The sequence below is a fragment of the Pseudomonas sp. NFACC24-1 genome (genome assembly GCF_900115235.1).
In the GTDB taxonomy this organism is placed as follows: domain Bacteria; phylum Pseudomonadota; class Gammaproteobacteria; order Pseudomonadales; family Pseudomonadaceae; genus Aquipseudomonas; species Aquipseudomonas fluorescens_AA.
In genome coordinates, this window is sequence record NZ_FOVS01000011.1 from 14,768 (window position 1) to 37,526 (window position 22,759).

The window sequence follows — 22,759 nt, forward strand, 5'->3', positions numbered from 1 at the left end:
ATGAATGCTGAAGACGCCTTGAAACTTGCTCGCCGGTTTATCGGGTTGCCCCTGGAAAAGCGCCGGATGTTCCTGGCCGCGTTGGACAAGGAGGGCGTGGAGTTCAGCGATTTCCCCATTCCCCGGGGTGTCGAGGCCGAGGATCGCCAAGCGTTGTCCTATGCCCAGCAGCGCATGTGGTTTCTCTGGCAACTGGAGCCGGGCAGCGGCGCCTACAACCTGCCGGGCGCGGTGCGGCTCAAGGGTGCGTTGAGCCTGCCGGCCCTGGAGCAAGCCTTCGCCAGCCTGGTGGCCCGTCATGAAACCCTGCGCACAGTGTTTCAGCGCCAGGCCGATGACAGCCTGCTGCAAGTCCCGTCCAACGCAGCGCTGGCGATCAAGCGCCAGGACTTCAGCGCCTTGCCGGCGGCCGAGCGCGAGCAGGCGGTGCGCCAGGCTGCCGAAGCGCAATCGATGCAGCCTTTCGACCTGTCCAGCGGTCCGTTGCTGAGGGTTGAATTGCTCACCCTCGATGAGCAGGAACATGTGCTGCTGCTGACCTTGCACCACATCGTCTCCGACGGCTGGTCGATGAACGTACTGATCGACGAGTTCATCCGCTGCTACGACGCCCATGAAGCAGGCGTGGCGCCGCAACTGGCCGATTTGCCGATCCAGTACAGCGACTACGCCCTGTGGCAACGCCGCTGGCTGGAAGCTGGCGAGCAGGCGCGTCAACTCGAATACTGGCAGGCGCAATTGGGCGATGAGCATCCCGTGCTGGAACTGCCCATCGATCACCCACGCCCGGCGATGCCCAGCTATCGCGGCACGCGCTTTGAGTTCGCGGTGGAGCCGGCACTGGCCGAGCAACTGCGCGCCACCGCCCAGCAGCACAACATCACCCTGTTCATGCTCCTGCTTGGCGCCTTCAACGTGCTGCTGCATCGCTACACCGGCCACACCGATATCCGCGTCGGCGTGCCCATCGCCAACCGCAACCGCGCCGAAACCGAAGGGCTGATCGGCTTCTTCGTCAACACCCAGGTATTGCGCACCGAGCTCGGCGGCCAGACCCGTGTCGATGAGTTGCTACGCACGGTCAAGGAAGCCGCCCTAGGTGCCCAGGCCCATCAGGACCTGCCGTTCGAACGGTTGGTGGAAGCCCTGAAACTGGAGCGCAGCCTCAGCCATACACCGCTGTTCCAGGTGATGTACAACCACCAGCCACAAGTGGCCGACATCGCCAGCCTCCGCACGGCGTCGGGGCTGGAGTTGTCGATGCTGGAATGGCAGAGCCGCACCACGCAGTTCGACCTGACTCTCGACACCTGGGAAAAGGCCGGCAAACTGCATGCGGCGCTGACCTACGCCAACGATCTGTTTGATGCCGCCACGGTCGAGCGCATGGCCCGGCACTGGACACGGCTGCTGCACGGCATGGTCGCCGACAGCCACGCGCTCGTCGGTGAGTTGCCACTGCTGGAAGCCGATGAGTACCAGCGCCTGATCCATGACTGGAACCCGGTGGATGCGCCGTTCGACCAGGCGCTGTGCATCCACCAGATGATCGCCCGCCAGGCCCAGGCTGCGCCGAATGCACTGGCGGTGACCTTCGCCAACATCCGACTGAGCTACAGCGAACTCGACGGCCGCGCCAATCGCCTGGCCCATAAACTCATCGAATTGGGCGTGGGCCCGGAAGTGCGCGTGGGCGTGGCGATGCCGCGCTCCGAGCACCTGCTGATCGCCTTGCTGGCGGTGCTCAAGGCCGGCGGCGCCTACGTGCCGCTGGACCCGGACTACCCGGCCGAGCGCGTGGCCTACATGCTCGACGACAGCCGCGCCCGGGTCTTGCTGACCGAACAGGCAGTGGCGGCGACGCTGGACGTGCCGGCCGAAACCGCCGTGCTGATGCTGGATCGGATCGAGCTGGGGCAGTACCCACTCGATGCACCGAGCACCCACGTCACGCCAGACAACCTCGCCTACGTGATCTACACCTCCGGCTCTACCGGTCAACCCAAGGGCGTGGCGATTGCCCATCGCAACGTGCTGGCGCTGATCGATTGGTCCCGATCGGTCTACAGCCGCGACGACATCCAGGGCGTACTCGCCTCCACGTCGGTGTGCTTCGATTTGTCGGTGTGGGAACTGTTCGTGACCCTGGCCAACGGCGGCTCGCTGATCATCGCCCGCAATGCCCTGGAGTTGCCGCAATTGCCGGCCCGGGATCAGGTGCGACTGATCAACACGGTGCCCTCGGCGATTGCCGCGTTGCAGCGCAGCGGCGAGATCCCGGCCAGCGTGCGCATCATCAACCTCGCTGGTGAGCCACTGAAGCAAAGCCTGGTGGATGCGCTTTACCCACAACACCCTTCCTGTGGGAGCGAGCTTGCTCGCGATAGCGGCGGGTCAGCCCCCCATGGACCAACTGACGGGGCGCCATCGCGAGCAAGCTCGCTCCCACAAGGGATAGAGCATGTCTACGACCTCTACGGCCCCTCGGAAGACACCACCTATTCCACCTGGACCCGGCGCACCGCCGGCGGCACGGCGAACATCGGTCGGCCCCTCAAGCACACCGCCAGCTATCTGCTGGACGCCGACCTGCAACCGGTGCCCCAAGGCGTCTCGGCGGAGCTGTACCTGAGTGGCGCGGGCATCACCCGTGGTTACCTCGGCCGTGCCGCGATGACCGCCGAGAAATACGTGCCCAACCCGTTTTCCACAACCGGCGAACGCCTGTACCGCACCGGCGACCTGACCCGCTACCAGGCCGACGGAGCCTTGCAATACGTCGGTCGCATCGACCATCAGGTCAAGGTCCGCGGCTTCCGTATCGAACTGGGGGAAATCGAAGCGCGCCTGCTGCAACAACCCCAGGTGCGCGAATTGGCGGTGCTGGCCCAGGATGGCGAGCACGGCCAGCAACTGGTGGCTTTCATCGTCCCGCGCGAGGCCGCGGTGCTGACCGAGGCCGACGCCCAGGTGCAGTTGCGCGAAACCCTCAAGGCTGCCCTGCGCGAACACCTGCCGGACTACATGGTGCCGGCCTATCTGGTGTTCCTCCCGCAACTGCCGCTGACCCCCAACGGCAAGCTCGACCGCAAGGCGTTGCCGGCCATTGACGGCAGCGAGCAGCAGCGTGAATTCGTTGCGCCCCACAGCCCCATGGAAAAAGCCCTGGCGGCGATCTGGCAGGACGTGCTGAACCTCGACAGCATCGGCCTGGAAGACAACTTCTTCGAGCTGGGCGGTGATTCCATCGTCGCCATGCAAGTGGTCAGCCGTGCGCGGCAAGCCGGGATCGTGCTCAATCCCAAGGCCCTGTTCCAGCACCAGACCCTGCGCAGCCTGGCGCTCGTAGCGCGCCACGGCGACAGCCAGGCGATCGATCAGGGCCTGGCACGCGGCGCGGTGCCGTTGACGCCGGTGCAGCAGTGGTTCTTCGAGCGCGACATTCCCGAGCGGCAACACTGGAACCAGTCACTGCTGCTGGTGCCGGGCGAACACCTCGATGCCGTGGCATTGGCCTCGGCTCTGGCCCGCTTGGCCGAGCATCATGACAGCCTGCGCTTGCGCTTTACCCAGGTGAACGGCCAATGGCAGCAAGCCTATGCCGAGCCGTCGGCGGCCAGTGTGTTGTGGCAGCGCCAGGCGACGTCGCTCGAACAACTCAACGCTCTGTGCGACGACGCCCAGCGCAGCCTCGACCTGGAAGACGGGCCACTGTTGCGGGCGTTGCTGGTGGACATGGTCGACGGCAGCCAGCGCTTGTTGCTGGCGATCCATCACCTGGTGGTGGACGGTGTTTCCTGGCGCGTGCTGCTGGACGATCTGCAGCAGTTCTACCGCCAACTGCAGGCCGGCCAGGCGATCCAGGTGCCGGCCAAGACCAGCGCTTATGGACAATGGGCCGCGCACCTGCACGGGCATCTGCAAACGTTCATGGGCAGTCTCGATTACTGGCGTGCCCAGGGTCATGCGCCGGCCGGCAACGGCTTGCCGTGCGATTACCCCGAGCGCCTGCTGCTGGCGTGTGACGAGCGCAAGGTGCAAGTGCGGCTGGACGCCGAACAGACCCGCCAACTGCTGCAACAGGCGCCCAAGGCCTACCGCACCCAGGTCAATGACCTGCTGCTGACGGCCCTGGCTCGTACGGTGTGCCGCTGGACCGGCCAGGACAGCACGCTGATCCAGCTCGAAGGCCATGGCCGTGAAGCGCTGTTCGATGGCGTTGATCTGACCCGCACCGTCGGCTGGTTCACCAGCCTGTTCCCGGTCAGCCTCAGCCCGGCGCCGGCATTGAGTGCGTCGGTCAAGGCCATCAAGGAACAACTGCGCGCCGTGCCGGACAAGGGCCTGGGTTATGGCGTGCTGCGCTACCTCGGCGAACCGGCGGTGCGTGCCGAACTGGCGGCCATGCCGGCGCCGCGCATCACCTTCAACTACCTGGGCCAGTTCGATCGGCAGTTCGACGACGGCGCGCTGTTTGTTCCCTCTGGCGAAGGCAGTGGCGCGGCGCAACATGCCCGGGCACCGCTGGCGAATTGGTTGACGGTGGAAGGCCAGGTCTATGGCGGCGAGCTGTCCCTGAACTGGGGATTCAGCGAGCGGATGTTCAAACAGCAGACCATCGAGACATTGGCCGCTGACTACCTCGCTGAACTGAGGGCGTTGATCGAACACTGCTGCGCGCAGGAAACGCCACAGGCCACGCCATCGGATTTCCCCCTGGCCCGCATCAGCCAGGCGCAACTCGACAGCCTGCCGGTGGCCGCCGGGCAGTTGGACGACCTCTATCCGCTGTCACCCATGCAGCAGGGCTTGCTGTTCCACACCTTGTACGAGCAGGCGGCAGGGGAATACATCAACCAGTTGCGCGTGGACGTGCAGGGCCTCGATCCACAGCGCTTCGCCGACGCCTGGCAGGCCACCCTCGACGCCCAGGACATCCTGCGCAGTGGTTTTGTCTGGCAGGGCGATCTCGAGCAACCGTTGCAGATCGTCCATCGCCAGGTCGAGTTGCCCTTCACGGTCCTCGATTGGCGCGGGCACGATCACCTCGCCGAGGCCCTGAATGAATGTGCCGACGCCGAGCGCCGTCAGGGCTTCGACCTGGCCCGGGCACCGTTGCTGCGCCTGGTGCTGGTGCAGACCGAGGCCGAGCGCTGGCACTTGATCTACACCCATCACCACATCCTGATGGACGGCTGGAGCAATGCCCAATTGCTGGGTGAAGTCTTGCAGCGCTACAGCGGTCGCTTGCCCAAGGCCAATGTCGGACGTTACCGCGACTATATCGCCTGGCTGCAACGCCAGGACGCTCAACTGAGCGAGACGTTCTGGATCGGTCAGTTGGCCACCCTGCAAGAGCCGACGCGGTTGGCGCGCGTCATGTCCGCCAGCGAAATCCACAGCGGCCATGGCGATCACTTCCAGACCCTGGACGCGACCCGCACCCAGGCCCTGGAGCAGTTCGCCCGCCAACAGAAAGTCACCCTCAACACCCTGGTGCAAGCGGCGTGGCTGTTGCTGCTGCAACGCTACACCGGCCATGACAGCGTCGCCTTCGGTGCCACCGTGGCCGGGCGTCCGGCGGATCTGCCGGGCATCGAGCAACAGGTTGGCCTGTTCATCAACACCTTGCCGGTGATCGCCGCGCCACGTCCGGACCAGTCGGTCGGTGCCTGGCTGCAAGCCGTGCAGGCACAGAACCTGAGCCTGCGGGAGTTCGAGCACACGCCGTTGGCGGACATCCAGCGCTGGGCCGGCCAGGGCGGCGACGCGCTGTTCGACAACATTCTGGTATTCGAGAACTACCCGATTGCCCAGGCCCTGGCAGAAGGCGTCGATCAGGGCGCGGTGTTTGGTGAAGTCAGCCACCTGGAGCAAACCCATTACCCGTTGAGCGTGGCGGTGACCCTCGGCGAGACGCTGGCGCTGCACTACAGTTTCGACCGGGCGCATTTCAGCCCGGCGGCCATCGACGGCATCAGCACGCAGCTGTTGCAGTTGTTGGAACGCTTCGCCGAGTCGGCGGCGCGCAACCTCGGGCAAATCGCCTTGGTCAGTGCCGAGGAACAGGCCCGGCAACAAGCCGCCAACCATCCGCAGCCGTACCCGACCGACATCGCGGTGCATCAGCGCATCGCCGATCTGGCGGCGCTCAAGCCCCACGCCACGGCGGTGATCTTCGACGGCCAGCGTTTCAGCTATGGCGACCTCGACCGACGCGCCAACCAGTTGGCCCACGCCTTGATTGCCCGTGGCGTGGCCCCGGAAACCCGGGTTGGCGTGGCCCTGCCGCGCAGCGAAGGGGTGATCGTCGCGCTGTTGGCGGTGCTCAAGGCCGGCGCGGCCTATGTGCCGCTGGACACCAGTTACCCACGGGAACGCCTGGCGTACCTGATCGAGGATTCGGGGCTGGCGTTGTTGCTCACCGACTCCCGGGTGTCGGCGCAGTTGCCCCTGGACGGCGCCGCCCAGGTGCTGGAACTCGATCGTCTGGACTTGAGCCGGCAACCTCTGGAGGCGCCGTCCGTTCAGGTCGATCCGCAGAACCTGGCCTACGTGATCTACACCTCCGGTTCCACCGGCAACCCCAAAGGCGTGAGCGTGGCCCACGGTCCGCTGGCGATGCACTGCCAGGCCATCGGTGAGCGCTATGAAATGCAGGGCAGCGATTGCGAGTTCCACTTCATGTCCTTCGCCTTCGACGGTGCCCATGAGCGCTGGCTCACCAGCCTGACCCATGGTGCTTCACTGCTGATTCGCGACGACAGCCTGTGGACGCCGGAGCAGACCTACAACGCGATGCGCGAGCACGGCGTGACCGTGGTGGCGTTCCCGCCGGTGTACCTGCAACAACTGGCCGAGCACGCCGAGCGCGAGGGCCACCCGCCGAAAGTGCGCATCTACTGCTTCGGCGGCGATGCGGTGCCCAACGCCAGTTTCGAACGGGTCAAGCGCGCCCTCGATCCGGACTTCATCATCAACGGTTACGGCCCGACCGAAACCGTGGTCACCCCGTTGATCTGGAAGGCCGGCCGCGACGTGGCATGTGGCGCCGCCTATGCACCCATCGGCAGCCGCATCGGCGACCGCAGCGCCTACGTGCTCGACGCTGACTTGAACCTGTTGCCCCAGGGCATGGCCGGAGAACTTTACCTGGGCGGCACCGGGCTGGCGCGGGGCTACCTGAACCGTCCGGGCCTGACGGCCGAACGGTTTGTCGCCGACCCGTTCAGCCGCAGTGGCGGCTTGCTCTACCGTACCGGCGATCTGGTGCGCCAACGCGTCGATGGCACCTTCGATTACCTGGACCGTATCGACAACCAGGTGAAGATCCGCGGCTTCCGCATCGAACTGGGTGAAGTCGAAGCCAGCCTGCAAGCCCTCGACGGCGTTCGCGAAGCGGTGGTGGTGGCCCAGGAAGGGGCTGCTGGCAGCGGCAAGCGTCTGGTTGCCTATGTGGTGGCCGATGAGTCCGTGGGTGAGGCTTTCGCCGAGCACTTGCGTGACCAGCTCAAGGCGACTTTGCCGGCGCACATGGTTCCGGCCTATCTGCTGCTGCTCGAACGCCTGCCGCTGACCCCCAACGGCAAGCTCGACCGCAAGAACCTGCCCAAGCCCGACGTCAGCCAATTGCAGCGAACCTACGTGGCACCGCGCAGCCCGTTGGAACAGCAACTGGTGTCGATCTGGCAGGACGTGCTCAAGCTCGCGCAAGTGGGCCTGCGGGATAACTTCTTCGAACTGGGCGGCGATTCCATCGTCTCGATCCAGGTGGTCAGCCGCGCTCGCCAGGCCGGTATCCACTTCACTCCCAAGGACTTGTTCCAGCACCAGACCATCGAGGCGCTGGCGGCGGTGGCCCAGACGGGCGCAGCGCTACAAGCGATCGACCAACGACCGGTCACCGGCGAAACGGCGCTGCTGCCGATTCACCAGTGGTTCTTCGCCCAGGCGATTCCTGACCGTCATCACTGGAACCAGTCGGTGATGCTCAAGCCGACCCAAGCGCTGGATGCCCAGGCGCTGGAGCAGGCCTTGGATGCCCTGGTCGCGCACCACGACAGCCTGCGCCTGGCCTTCATCGAGCAGGCCGCAGGCTGGACGGCGCGCTACCGTGACGGGGTGGCCGACGGGATTGTCTGGCAAGCCGACGTCGCCGATCTCGCCGCGCTGCAAGTCCTGGGCGATCAGGCCCAGCGCAGCCTGCAACTGGACGGCGGCTCGCTGATCCGCGCGGTGCTGGCGAACCTCGCCGATGGCACCCAGCGTTTGCTGCTGATCGTGCATCACCTGGTGGTCGACGGGGTGTCCTGGCGGATCCTCGTCGAAGACTTGCAGACGGCCTATCGGCAGGCACTGATCGGCGCCACCGTGCAGTTGCCGGCCAAGACCAGCGCGATCCAGGCCTGGACCGAAGCGTTGCAGGGCTATGCCCACAGCGCATCCCTGCAGGCCGAACTGGGTTTCTGGCAGCAGCAGTTGCAAGGCGCCTCCACGGCGTTGCCATGGGATAACCCCCAGGGCGGTCAGCAACAGGCTCAGGCCATGACTGTCCGCACGTCACTGGACAAGTCCCTCACCCGGCAACTGTTGCAGCAAGCCCCGGCGGCCTATCGCACCCAGGTCAATGACCTGTTGCTCACCGCCCTGGCGCGGGTGATGGTGCGCTGGACCGGCGGCGACAGTGTGCTGGTGCAACTCGAAGGCCACGGTCGTGAAGAACTGTTCGAACACATCGACCTGACCCGCACGGTCGGCTGGTTCACCAGCCTGTTCCCGGCCCGTTTGACACCCGCTGCCGAGCTCGGTGCTTCGCTGAAGCAGATCAAGGAACAACTGCGCGCCATCCCCCACAAGGGCATCGGTTTCGGCGCCCTGGCGCACCTGGGCGATGCGCCGGCGCGGCAAGCGTTGCAGGCCTTGCCGACGCCGCAACTGACCTTCAACTACCTCGGCCAGTTCGACGGCAGTTTCGCGGCGGCTGACGATGCCCTGTTCGTGCCCACCGCCGAGCATGGCGGTGAAGAGCTGAACATGCAGGGCCCGCTGGGCAGTCCACTGGCGCTGGACGGCAAAGTCTTCGGCGGCGAGCTGGACTTGAGCTGGACCTTCAGCGGCGACCTGTTCAACGTCGCGACCATCCAGCGCCTGGCCGATGACTACCTGCAAGAACTCACCGCGCTCATCCACCATTGCTGCGACAGCCAGCACCGTGGCGTGACGCCGTCGGACTTCCCGCTGGCGCGGCTGTCCCAGGCGCAATTGGACACATTGGTCCGAGACCCTCAGGCTGTCGACGACATCTACCCGCTGTCGCCGATGCAACAGGGCATGCTGTTTCATTCCTTGCTCGGCCAGGGCAGTGGCGATTACATCAACCAGATGCGCCTCGACGTGGAGGGCGTCGATCCCCAGCGTTTCCGCGCCGCCTGGCAGGCGGTGGTCGATGTCCACGACATTCTGCGTACCGGGTTTTTCTGGCAGGGCGACCTGGAGCAGCCGGTGCAAATCGTCCAGCGTCAGGTCGAGGTGCCGTTCCGTGTGCTCGACTGGAGCGGGCGGACGGATATCGACGACGCCTTGCAAACCCTCGCCGATGAAGAACGGGCCCAAGGTGTGGACCTGACCCAGGCGCCGTTGATGCGCCTGGTGCTGGTGCGCACCGGCACGGATCGGCATCACCTGATCTACACCAACCATCACATCCTGATGGATGGCTGGAGCAGCGCGCAGTTGCTCGGCGAAGTGTTGCAGCATTACCGCGGCGACAGCGTGGCCCGCCCGACTGGCCGTTATCGCGATTACATCGCCTGGCTGCAACGCCAGGACGCGAGCCTCGGCGAAGGATTCTGGACGCAACAGTTGCGCACGCTGGATGAGCCGGTGCGCCTGGCCCAGGTTTTTGCGCGCCCGGCACAGGACGTCTCGGCGAAGCTGTACGGCCATCACCGCATGCAGTTGGATGGGATGCAGACCCAACGCCTGGCCGAGTTCGCCCGCCAGGCTAAAGTCACCGTCAACACCCTGGTGCAAGCGGCCTGGCTGTTGCTGTTGCAACGCTACACCGGCAAGGCCAGTGTGGCGTTCGGCGCGACGGTAGCGGGGCGGCCGGCGGACCTGGTGGGCGTCGAGGGCCAGATCGGCCTGTTCATCAACACCTTGCCGGTCATTGCAAGCCCGCGTCCGGAACAGGACCTGGGCGACTGGCTGCACAGCGTCCAGGCGCAGAACCTGGCCTTGCGCGAGTTCGAGCACACGGCGCTGTTCGACATCCAGCGCTGGGCCGGACTGGGCGGCGAAGCCTTGTTCGACAACATCCTGGTATTCGAGAACTACCCGATTTCCGAAGCCTTGGCACACGGTGCGCCTGAAGGCTTGCGTTTCGGTGCAGTGGACAACCTGGAACAGACCAACTACCCGCTGACCCTGCTGGTCAGCCTCGGTGCCGAGCTGGCAGTGCAGTTCAGCTACCAGTGCGCGCGTTTCACCGAGGCCTCGGTCGAGCAGATCGGCGTGCACCTGCAACGCTTGCTGCTGCAAATGATCGACGCCGGGCAACGGCCCCTGGGCGAACTGAGCGTGCTCGACGAGGGCGAAACCCGCCAGCACGTGCAAGGCTGGAACGCCACCACGGCGGAATATCCCCAGGCGCGTTGCGTCCATCGGCTGTTCGAGGCCCAGGCCCGGCAGACGCCGGATGCCACGGCGCTGGTGTTCGCCGATCAGGTGCTGAGCTATGCCGAACTCGATGTCCGGGCCAACCGCCTGGCCCATCGCTTGATCGAACAGGGCGTGGGGCCCGATCGGTTGGTCGGTGTGGCGCTGGAGCGTGGGGTGGACATGATTGTCGCCTTGCTGGCGATCCTCAAGGCCGGTGGCGCCTACCTGCCGCTGGACCCGGCGTTCCCCCAGGATCGCTTGGCCTACATGATCGAAGACAGCGGCATCGAGCTGCTGCTGACCCAAAGTTCGCTGCTCAACCAGCTACCACTGTCCTGTGGGAGCGAGCTTGCTCGCGATGGCGGTGGTTCAGTCGATGATGATGTCGAGTGTGCCGACGCTATCGCGAGCAAGCTCGCTCCCACAGGGGGTGGGGTTGGCGTCAAGACATTGGTGTTGGATCAGGAGAGGGGCTGGCTCGGCGGTTATGCCGGCGAGGCGCCGGCGACGCGCTTGGATGCGGAGCACCTGGCCTACGCCATCTACACCTCGGGTTCCACCGGCAAGCCCAAGGGCGTGATGGTGCGTCATGAAGCGCTGGTGAACTTTGTCGCCAGCATGGCCCGTGAACCGGGCATCGCCGCCCGTGACCGGGTGCTGTCGCTGACCACGTTCTCGTTCGACATCTTCGGCCTGGAACTCTACGGCGCGCTGTTGAGCGGTGCCTGCGTGGTGCTGGTGGACAAGCAGAGTGCCCACGACCCCGAAGCGCTGCTCAAGACCATCGACCGGCAACAGGTCAGTGTGGTCCAGGCCACGCCCTCGACCTGGCGCATGTTGCTCGACCACCCGGCGTCCGGTTTGTTGGCCGGGCGCAAATGCCTGTGCGGTGGCGAGGCGTTGGCCGAGGATCTGGCCGAGCGGTTGCTCGACGTCGCCGGCGAGGTCTGGAACCTGTATGGCCCGACCGAAACCACCATCTGGTCGGCGGCCTACCGCTTGACTCAAGAGCAACGCGTGCCGTACCTCGGCCGACCGATCGCCAACACGTCGCTGTACATCGTCGGCGATCACTTCGCGCCGAACCCGGTCGGGCTGATCGGCGAACTGTTGATTGGCGGCGACGGCCTGGCCCGGGGTTACCACCACCGGGCGGCGCTGACCGCCGAGCGATTCCTGCCGGACCCGTTCGGCAATGGCGCGCGGGTGTACCGCACCGGCGACCTGGCGCGCCAGCGTGGCGACGGCGTGATCGAGTACATCGGTCGGGTCGACCATCAGGTGAAGATCCGCGGCTTCCGCATCGAATTGGGGGAAATCGAAGCCTGCCTGCTGGCCCAGGAAGCGATCCGCGAAGCCGTGGTGGTGCCACAACCCGGGCCGGGCGGCCTGCAGTTGGTGGCGTACCTGGTGGCCACCGATCCAGAGACTGCCGAACCCACGGCCCTGCGCGAAGCCCTCAAGGCGCAGCTCGCGCCCTTGCTGCCCGACTACATGATGCCGGCGCACTGGCTGCTGCTCGAACGTTTCCCGTTGACCCCCAACGGCAAGCTCGACCGCAAGGCCCTGCCGCTGCCGGACGCCCAGAAACTGCTGCGTGCCTACGTGGCGCCACAGGGCACGCTCGAACAGGGCATCGCCGACATCTGGCAAGACGTGCTCAAGCTCGAACGGGTAGGGCGCGACGACAACTTCTTTGAACTGGGTGGGCATTCCCTGCTGGCGACGCAAGCGACGGCGCGCCTGCAAATGGAACAGGGCGCCGCGGTGCCCCTGGACTTGCTGTTCAGCACCACGTCCCTGGCCGACTACGCCGCACAACTGGCGGCCCACCTGACGCCTCACTCCAGTGCAGACCTGAGTGAGATGCATGACTTCCTGGCAGACCTGGAGACCCTTTGAATGACTCAGCTCGATAACCTGTCTCTGGTTCAGCGATTCATCCGTTTACCGCTCGCCCAACGGCAAGCGTTCCTGCACAAGCTGCACAGCAAAAACATGAGCCTGGCGACGTTGCCGATCCCGGCGATGCGCGACGAGTTCGAGACCCTCGACCTGTCCTGCGCCCAGGAACGCCAGTGGTTCCTCTGGCAACTGGACCGCCACAGCGCCGCCTACCATGTGCCCACGGCGCTGCGCCTGCGCGGCGCCCTCGACCTGCCTGCGCTGCAACGCAGCTTCGACGCCTTGCTGGCCCGTCACGACGTGCTGCGCACGGTGTTCGTCGACAGCGCACAAGGGCCCCGACAAGTGGTGCAGGGGCGTTTGAGCCTGGCGATCGAACCGGTGGTGGTGTTGGACGAGTCCGCGCTCACAGCCCTGATCGATGACGAAATCGCCGGGCTGTTCGACCTGCAGCAAGGGCCACTGCTGCGGGTCAAGCTGCTGCAACTGGCCGCCGACGACCATGTGCTGGTGCTGACCCAGCACCACATCATTTGCGATGGCGCGTCCGCTCGGATCATGGTCAACGACCTGGTCCAGCTCTATGCCGCCCACCGCAGCGGTCAGGCGCCGACCCTGGCAGCCTTGCCGATCCAGTACGCCGACTATGCGATCTGGCAGCGCAAATGGATGGAGGCCGGTGAGCTGGAGCGGCAACTGGCCTACTGGACCGAACGGCTGGGCGATGGCGGCGAAGTCCTGCCGTTGCCGACGGACCGCCCGCGCCCGGCGGTGCAGAGCCATCGCGGCGCACGCCTGGACCTGCGCTTCGACGCCGGGCTGACCCAGGGCCTGAAACACCTGGCCCAGCGCGAAGCCTCGACGTTGTTCATGGTCTTGCTGGCTTCGTTCCAGGCCTTGTTGCACCGCTATAGCGGCCAGTCGGACATCCGCGTCGGTGTACCGGTCGCCAACCGCAACCGCCCAGAAACCGAGGGCCTGATCGGCTTTTTCGTCAACACCCAGGTGCTCAATGCCCAGGTGCGGGGCGACTTGCCGTTCGAGCAATTGCTGGCCCAGGTCAAGCAGGCTTCGCTGGGGGCGCAAGCCCATCAAGACCTGCCGTTCGAGCAACTGGTGCAGGCACTGGCACCGCAGCGACAGGCGAGCCACAGCCCGCTGTTCCAAGTGATGTTCAACCACCAGAGCAGCGGCGTGGCTCAAGCCCTGCAACTGCCGGGGTTGCAGGTCGAGAGCCTGGATTGGCGTTCCCACACCGCCCAGTTCGACTTGACCCTCGACACCCACGAGACCGACGGTGAGCTGGCCGCGTCCCTGAGCTACGCCACCGACCTGTTCGACGCCAGCACCGTGCAACACATGGCCGAACACTGGCTGAACCTGCTGCACGGCATCGTCGCCGATCCCCGCCAACGTATCGGTGAACTGCCGCTGCTGACGGCCGCCGAGCAACAGCAACACATCGCCCAATGGAACCCGGCGCCGCGCAGCTTCCCGGGCGAGGCCTGCCTGCATCAGCGCATTGCCGAACAGGCGCGCTTGCGTCCTGATGCCGTTGCTCTGCGTTGCAACGCCCAAACCCTGACCTACGGCGAGCTCAACGCCCAGGCCAACCGCCGCGCCCATCAGTTGATCGCCCACGGTGTTGGCCCGGATGTGCTGGTGGGGCTGGCCGCCGAGCGCGGTTTCGACATGCTGGTGGGCTTGCTGGCGATCCTCAAGGCCGGCGGTGCCTATGTGCCGCTGGACCCGACTTATCCCCAGGATCGTCTGGCCTACATGATGCAGGACAGCGGCATCCGCTTGCTGCTGACCCAAGCGGCCCTGGTCCATCAATTGCCGGTGCCGGATGGCGTGCAGACGCTGCTGCTGGACGCCGATGTCAGCGCCTTTGCCGACAGTGATCCGCACGTAGTGATGGACGCGGCGAACCTCGCCTACGTGATCTACACCTCCGGTTCCACCGGCAACCCCAAGGGCACCTTGCTGCCGCACCACAACGTGCTGCGCCTGTTCGAGGCCACCGAGCCGTGGTTCAACTTTGGCGCGGAAGATGTCTGGAGCCTGTTCCATTCCTACGCGTTCGACTTCTCGGTGTGGGAGATTTTTGGTGCGCTGCTCCACGGCGGCGAACTGTTGATCGTGCCCTACGACATCAGCCGTTCGCCGCAGCAGTTCCACGAACTGCTCTGTGAGGCCGGGGTGACCGTGCTCAACCAGACGCCGTCGGCATTCAAGCAATTGATGCACGAGGCTTGCGCTGATGACCGAGCCAACGCCCTGCGCTACGTGGTGTTCGGCGGCGAGGCCCTGGATGTCAAGGTCCTGCGCCCGTGGTTCGACAAGTACGGCGACGCGGCTCCGCAACTGATCAACATGTACGGCATCACCGAAACCACCGTGCACGTGACCTACCGTCCGCTGTCGCTGGCGGACCTGGAACAGGACGCCAGCAGCCCCATCGGCGAGCCGATTGCCGACCTGTCGTGGTACCTGCTGGATGGCGACCTCAACCCCGTGCCGAAAGGCTGCATCGGTGAGCTGTACGTCGGTCGCGCCGGCCTGGCCCGTGGCTATTTGAACCGTGGCGACCTCACTGCGTTGCGCTTCATCCCCGATCCGTTCGGCGACAGCGGCGCACGCTTGTACCGCACCGGCGACCTGGCGCAGTACCGCAGCGATGGCGTGATCGAGTACGTCGGTCGCATCGACCATCAAGTGAAAATCCGCGGGTTCCGCATCGAACTGGGCGAAATCGAAGCGCGCCTGAACGCCCTGGCGTCGGTGCGCGAAACGCTGGTATTGGCCCAGGAAGGGCCGAGCGGCCAGCAACTGGTGGGCTATGTGATCCCGGCAGATCCCCGCGAGGGGCAAGCCGGTTTGCGTGACCGGATCAAGGCCCAGCTCAAGGCCGACCTGCCGGACTACATGGTGCCGACGCACCTGCTGTTCCTCGAGCAATGGCCACTGACCGCCAACGGCAAGCTCGACCGCAAGGCCTTGCCGACCGCCGACGCCAGCCAGGTCCAGCAGGACTACGTGGCGCCGCAAAGTGAGCTGGAGCAACAGATCGCGGCGATCTGGCAGGACGTGCTCAAGGTGGAGCGGGTAGGGCTTAGCGATAACTTCTTCGAGCTGGGCGGCCATTCGCTGCTGGCGACACAGATGGTCTCGCGCATTCGCCAGGCCCTCGGCCTGAACCTGCAACTGCGCCAGCTGTTCGAGAACGCCAGCCTTGAGGCCTGTGTGGCCGCTCTGGTGGACAGCGACGTGGCGCGGCCGGCGAGCATCCCGCGTCTTTCCCGGGACCCGGCGCAACGGCCACTGTCCTACGCTCAGCAACGTCAGTGGTTCCTCTGGCAGATGGAGCCCCACAGCGCGGCGTACCACATTCCGACGGCGCTGCGGATTCAGGGCGCCCTGGACCTGCAGGCCTTGCAACAGAGTTTCGCCGCCCTGGTGCAGCGCCATGAGAGCCTGCGCACCACCTTCGTCCAGGTCGATGAGCAAGCGTTCCAAGTCATTCACGGGCAGATGAACCCGGTGGTGATTCCGCAGATTCTCGACGGCGGCAATGAACAGATCCAGGCCTTTGTCCGCCAGCAGATCGCCCAGCCATTCGACCTGCAAAACGGCCCGCTGCTGCGGGTCGGCCTGCTGCGGGTGGCGGCCGACGAGCATGTGCTGGTGCTGACCCAACACCACATCGTCTCCGATGGCTGGTCGATGCAATTGCTGGTGCAGGAACTGATCCAGGGTTATGCCGCGTACAGCCAGGGTGAGTCCCCGGCATTGGCCGAGCTGCCGATCCAGTATGCCGATTACGCGGTGTGGCAGCGTCAGTGGATGGACGCCGGCGAACGGGAACGGCAACTGGCGTACTGGACCGATGTGCTGGGGGGCGAGCAGCCGTTGCTGGCGCTGCCCACCGACCGGCCGCGCCCGACCCGGCAGAGCTTTGCCGGTGCACGCCTGGCTATCGACCTGCCCCAGGCCCTGGGCCAACAGCTGCGACAACTGGCCCAGCGCGAAGGCAGCACGTTGTTCATGGTCTTGCTGGCGTCGTTCCAGGCCTTGCTGCATCGCTACAGCGGCCAGTCGGACATTCGTGTCGGCGTGCCCATCGCCAACCGCAACCGGGTGGAAACCGAAGGGCTGATCGGCTTTTTCGTCAACACCCAGGTGCTCAAGGCCGAGGTCGATCCGCAGCAGCGCTTCAGTGCGTTGCTGGCGCAGGTCAAACAGGCGGCCATCGGCGCCGAGGCCCATCAGGACCTGCCGTTCGAGCAACTGGTCGAGGCGCTGCGGCCTGAGCGAAACTTGAGCCACAGCCCGTTGTTCCAGGTGCTGTACAACCACCAGAGCGTTGCTCGCCAGGCATTGCCGGCGTTGCCCGGGCTGGTCATCAAGGCCCAGGACTGGGAAAGCCAGACCGCCCAGTTCGACCTGACCCTCGACACCCTGGAAGCCGAGGGTGAACTCGGTGCGGCGCTGACCTATGCCACTGACTTGTTCGACGCCAGTACTGTGCAACGCCTGGCCGATCACTGGCTGAACCTGCTGCACGGCATCGTCGCCGATCCGCGCCAGCGCATCGGTGAACTGCCGCTGCTGACGGCTGCCGAGCAACAGCAACACATCGCCCAATGGAACCCGGCGCCGAACAGCTTCCCAGGCGAGGCCTGCCTGCATCAGCGCATTGCCGAACAGGCGCGCTTGCGTCCTGATGCCGTTGCTCTGCGTTGCAACGCCCAAACCCTGACCTACGGCGAGCTCAACGCCCAGGCCAACCGCCGCGCCCATCAGTTGATCGCCCACGGTGTTGGCCCGGATGTGCTGGTGGGATTGGCCGCCGAGCGCGGTTTCGACATGCTGGTGGGCCTGCTGGCGATCCTCAAGGCTGGCGGTGCCTATGTGCCACTGGACCCGACTTATCCCCAGGATCGTTTGGCCTACATGATGCAGGACAGCGGCATTCAACTGTTGCTGACCCAAGCGGCCCTGGTCGATCAGTTGCCGGTGCCGGATGGCGTGCAGACGCTGCTGTTGGACGCCGACGTCAGCGCCTTCACCGACAGTGATCCGCACGTAGTGATGGACGCGGCGAACCTCGCCTACGTGATCTACACCTCCGGTTCCACCGGCAACCCGAAGGGCACCTTGCTGCCGCACCACAACGTGCTGCGCCTGTTCGAGGCCACCGAGCCGTGGTTCAACTTTGGCGCGGAAGATGTCTGGAGCCTGTTCCATTCCTACGCGTTCGACTTCTCGGTCTGGGAAATTTTTGGTGCGTTGCTGCACGGCGGCGAGTTGTTGATCGTGCCCTACGACATCAGCCGTTCACCGCAGCAGTTCCACGAACTGCTCTGTGAGGCCGGGGTGACGGTACTCAACCAGACGCCCTCGGCATTCAAGCAATTGATGCACGAGGCTTGCGCCGATGATCGGGCCAACGCCCTGCGCTACGTGGTGTTCGGCGGCGAGGCGCTCGACGTCAAGACTCTGCGCCCGTGGTTCGACAAGTACGGCGACGCAGCCCCGCAATTGATCAACATGTACGGCATCACCGAAACCACCGTGCACGTGACCTACCGTCCGCTGTCGCTGGCGGACCTGGAACAGGACGCCAGCAGCCCGATTGGCGAGCCGATTGCCGACCTGTCGTGGTACCTGCTGGACGGTGATTTGAATCCGGTGCCGAAAGGCTGCATCGGTGAGCTGTACGTCGGTCGTGCCGGTCTGGCCCGTGGCTATTTGAACCGTGGCGACCTCACTGCGTTGCGGTTCATCCCCGATCCGTTCGGCGCAAGCGGCGCACGCTTGTACCGCACCGGCGACCTGGCGCAGTACCGCAGCGATGGCGTGATCGAGTACGTCGGTCGCATCGACCATCAAGTGAAGATCCGCGGGTTCCGCATCGAACTGGGCGAAATCGAAGCGCGCCTGAACGCCCTGGCGTCGGTGCGCGAAACGCTGGTATTGGCCCAGGAAGGGCCGAGCGGCCAGCAACTGGTGGCTTACGTCATCCCGGCCCACGCCACCGAAGACGCCGCCGGCCTGCGTGAGCAGATCAAGGCCCAGCTCAAGGCCGACCTGCCGGACTACATGGTGCCGACGCACCTGCTGTTCCTCGAGCAATGGCCACTGACCGCCAACGGCAAGCTCGACCGCAAGGCCTTGCCGACCGCCGACGCCAGCCAGGTCCAGCAGGACTACGTGGCGCCGCAAAGTGAGCTGGAGCAACAGATCGCGGCGATCTGGCAGGACGTGCTCAAGGTGGAGCGGGTAGGGCTTAGCGATAACTTCTTCGAGCTGGGCGGCGACTCGATTGTCTCCATCCAGGTGGTCAGCCGCGCCCGTCAGGCGGGCATCCGTTTTACTCCCAAGGATTTGTTCCAGCACCAGACCGTACAGACGCTGGCGAGCGTCGCCCAGACCGGGGGACAGGCACCGGGCATCGATCAGGCGCCGAGCCAAGGGTCGACGCCACTGTTGCCGATCCAGCAGGCGTTTTTCGCCGAGGCGATTGCCGAGCGTCACCACTACAACCAGTCGGTGCTGCTGAAACCGGCCAGCCCGTTGCAAGCGTCCGTGGTGGAGCAGGCCTTGCAGGCGTTGGTGCTGCACCACGACGCCTTGCGTTTGTCCTTCAATGAAACCGCCGAAGGTTGGCGCGCCGAGCACCGTGAGGTGGCGGCGCAACAACAGGCTTGGGCGGGCAAGGGTTTGCTGTGGCAGCGTGAGGTGGCCGATGCCAGGGCGCTGGAAACCCTCGCCAATCAGGCCCAGCGCAGTCTCGACCTGCACGCCGGGCCGCTGTTGCGCGGCGTCCTGGCGACCTTGGCCGATGGCAGCCAGCGCCTGTTGCTGGTGGTTCATCACCTGGCGGTGGACGGCGTGTCGTGGCGGATTCTGTTCGACGACCTGCAAACTGCCTACCAGCAACTGCTCGCCGGCCAAGCGCTGCAACTGCCGGCCAAGACCAGTTCGGTCAAGGTGTTTGCCGAGCAGTTGCAGGCCCATGCGCGCAGCGCGCAACTGCAGCGGCAATTGACCTACTGGCAAGGGCAGCTGCGCGACGCGCCGACCGACCTGCCGTGCCTCGACCCCGAGGCGATCGGGCAAAATCGCGAGGCCGTCACCGTTCACACGCGGCTGGATGCGCACTTGACCCGGCAGTTGCTGCAAGAGGCGCCAGCGGCCTATCGCACCCAGGTCAACGACCTGTTGCTCACGGCCCTGGCCCGGGTGATCTGCCGCTGGACCGGCCACGACAGCCTGTTGCTCCAGCTCGAAGGCCATGGTCGCGAAGAGCTATTCGCCAATGTCGACCTGACCCGCACGGTGGGGTGGTTCACCAGCCTGTTCCCGGTCCGGTTGTCGCCGGCGGTGGAACTGGCGGATTCGATCAAGTCGATCAAGCAAGGGCTGCGGACGATTCCCGACAAAGGCGTGGGCTTCGGTGCCCTGCGTTACCTGGGCGACGACGCCAGTCGGGCGGCCCTGGAGGCGTTGCCGGTGCCGCGCATCACCTTCAATTACCTTGGTCAGTTCGACGGCAGTTTCGATCAGGCCCAAGGCGCCTTGTTCAGCCCGGCCAGCGAAAGCGCCGGCGACGAGCAGAGCCCGCTGACCGCCCTGGGCAATTGGCTGACGCTCAATGGCCAGGTGTTCGATGGCGCACTGCGGTTGGGCTGGACGTTCAGTGCGCAACAGTTCGAGCCGGCGACCATCCAGGGCTTGGCCGATGACTACGCACGTGAGCTGGCGCTGTTGATCGCCCATTGCTGCGACCCGACGAGCCAGGGCATGACGCCGGCGGATTTCCCCCTGGCCGGCTTGACCCAGGCACAACTCGATGGCCTGGCGTTGTCGGCACGCGGGGTGGAAGACCTTTACCCGCTGGCGCCGATGCAGCAGGGCATGTTGTTCCACAGCCTGTACGAAGCGGGCAGCGGCCAGTACATCAACCAGATGTGCCTGGACATCGAAGGCCTCGACCCACGGCGTTTCGAGGCGGCCTGGCAAGCGGCGGTCGATGCCCATGACAGCCTGCGCAGCAGTTTTATCTGGCAGGGCAGCGAGCGCCCGGTGCAAGTGGTGCACAAGCAGGTGCGCGTGCCGTTCACCTCGCTGGACTGGAGCGCCCGCACCGATGTCGGCCAGGCCCTGGCCGAACTGGCGGACGCCGAACGCGAGCAGGGTTTCGATCTGGCCTGCGCACCGTTGCTGCGCCTGGTGCTGGTGCGTACCGCTGAGCAGCGATATCACCTGATCTACACCCATCACCACATCTTGATGGACGGCTGGAGCAACTCCCAGTTGCTCGGCGAGGTGCTGCAACGCTACGACGGCCAGGCCTTGCCACGCCCGGCCGGGCGCTATCGGGACTACATCGCCTGGCTGCAAGGCCGCGACGCCCAGGCCAGCGAAACCTTCTGGCTGGGGCAATTGCACAGCCTGGAGGCGCCGACCCGTCTGGCCGAGCCCCGTGTCGCGCCGCTGCAATCGACGTCGGAAAGCAGCCACGCCAGCCACTATCACGACCTGACGCCCCAGCAGACCCAACGCTTGAGCGAGTTCGCCCGCCAGCAGAAAGTCACCCTCAACACCGTCGTCCAGGCGACCTGGCTGTTGCTGCTGCAGCACTACACCGGGCACGCCACCGTGGCCTTCGGCGCCACCGTGTCGGGACGTCCGAGCGAGCTCAAGGGGGTTGAGCAGCAGATCGGCCTGTTCATCAACACCTTGCCGGTGATCGCCAGCCCGCGCCCGGAGCAAGCGCTGAGCGCACTGCTGCAACAGATCCAGGGCCAGAACGTGGCCTTGCGCGAGCACGAGCACACGCCGCTGTTCGAGATCCAGCGCTGGGCCGGGCAGGGCGGTGACGGTCTGTTCGACACCTTGCTGGTGTTCGAAAACTACCCCGTGTCCCAAGCCCTGCAAGAGCAGGCGCCCTCGGGCTTGAGCTTCGGCAGCGTGGCCAGCCAGGAACAGACTAATTTCCCGTTGACCCTGGCCGTCAATCTAACTGACATCCTGAGCCTGCACTTCACCTATGCCCATGCTGCTTTCCCTACACACACCGTCGAGCGCCTGGCTGAGCAGGTGGCACACGTGCTCGCGCAGATGGTGAGCCTGCCGGCCGGCGGTTGCGTGGGCGACATCCAATTGCTGGACACGGTGGCCCGCGCGAGGCTGCTGCACGACTGGAACGCCACCTCGGTGTTGGAGCCGCCTCGGCGCCCGATCCATCAATGGATCGAGGCCCAGGTCCGAAGCACCCCCGACGCGGTCGCCCTGGTCAGCGAGCAGGAGACGCTCACCTACGCCCAGCTCAATGCCCGGGCCAATCGCCTGGCCCATGGCTTGATCGAGCGCGGCATCGGCCCCGACGTGCTGGTGGGCCTGGCGCTGTCGCGCAGCGTGCAGATGGTCGTCGGCTTGCTGGCGGTGCTCAAGGCCGGCGGCGCCTACGTGCCACTGGACCCGGCCTATCCCCGGGATCGCCTGGCGTACATGGTCGAGGACAGCGGCATCGCCTTGCTGCTCACCGAGACCGATGTGCTGCCGCTGTTCGGCGACGCTGCCGTGGCCGCGCTGCTGTTGGATCAGCCCGGGCAATGGCTGGCCGGCTACAGCGAGCGCGACCCTGGCGTGGCCATCGACGGCGATCACCTCGCTTATGTGATCTACACCTCCGGCTCCACCGGCAAGCCCAAGGGCGTGACCCTTCGCCATGCCGCCCTGAGCAACCACATGGCGTGGATGCAGGGTTGCCTGAAACTGACGGCCGCCGACCGCGTCCTGCAAAAAACCGCGATCAGTTTCGATGCCTCGGTCTGGGAGTTCTGGCTGCCGTTGATGAGTGGCGCGCAACTGGTGCTCGCCAGCCCGCACCTGAACCTCGACCTGACCACCCTCTGGGCCGACGTGGCGCGGTGGCGCATCAGCGTGCTGCAAATGGCGCCCTCGCTGTTGCAGGCCTTGCTGCCACTGGCGACCCGCGCGCAACTGGCCTCCTTGCGCCTGCTGCTGTGCGGTGGCGAAGCCCTCAGCGTGCACCTGTCGCGCCAGGTCATGGCGCTGTTCGATGGCGAACTGCGCAACCTGTATGGCCCGACCGAAGCGACCATCGACACCAGCAGCCATGCGGTGGTGCGCGGCAGCGAAGACGACGCCGAGCGGATCATCG

2 protein-coding genes (1 of these 2 only partly in view) are annotated in these 22,759 nt (G+C 65.6%); both read left to right on the forward strand.

All coding sequences use genetic code 11. The features are described from left to right. Entirely contained in the window at positions 1–12,561 is a 12,561-nt protein-coding gene (locus tag BM317_RS12335; RefSeq protein ID WP_092474433.1) for a non-ribosomal peptide synthetase, read from the forward strand. Further along, positions 12,562–22,759: the 5' portion of a non-ribosomal peptide synthetase gene (locus BM317_RS12340; RefSeq protein WP_092474435.1), read on the forward strand. The gene runs 881 nt beyond the window's last position; the window shows 10,198 of its 11,079 coding nt (coding positions 1–10,198); its start codon is at positions 12,562–12,564; its stop codon lies beyond the right edge, outside the window.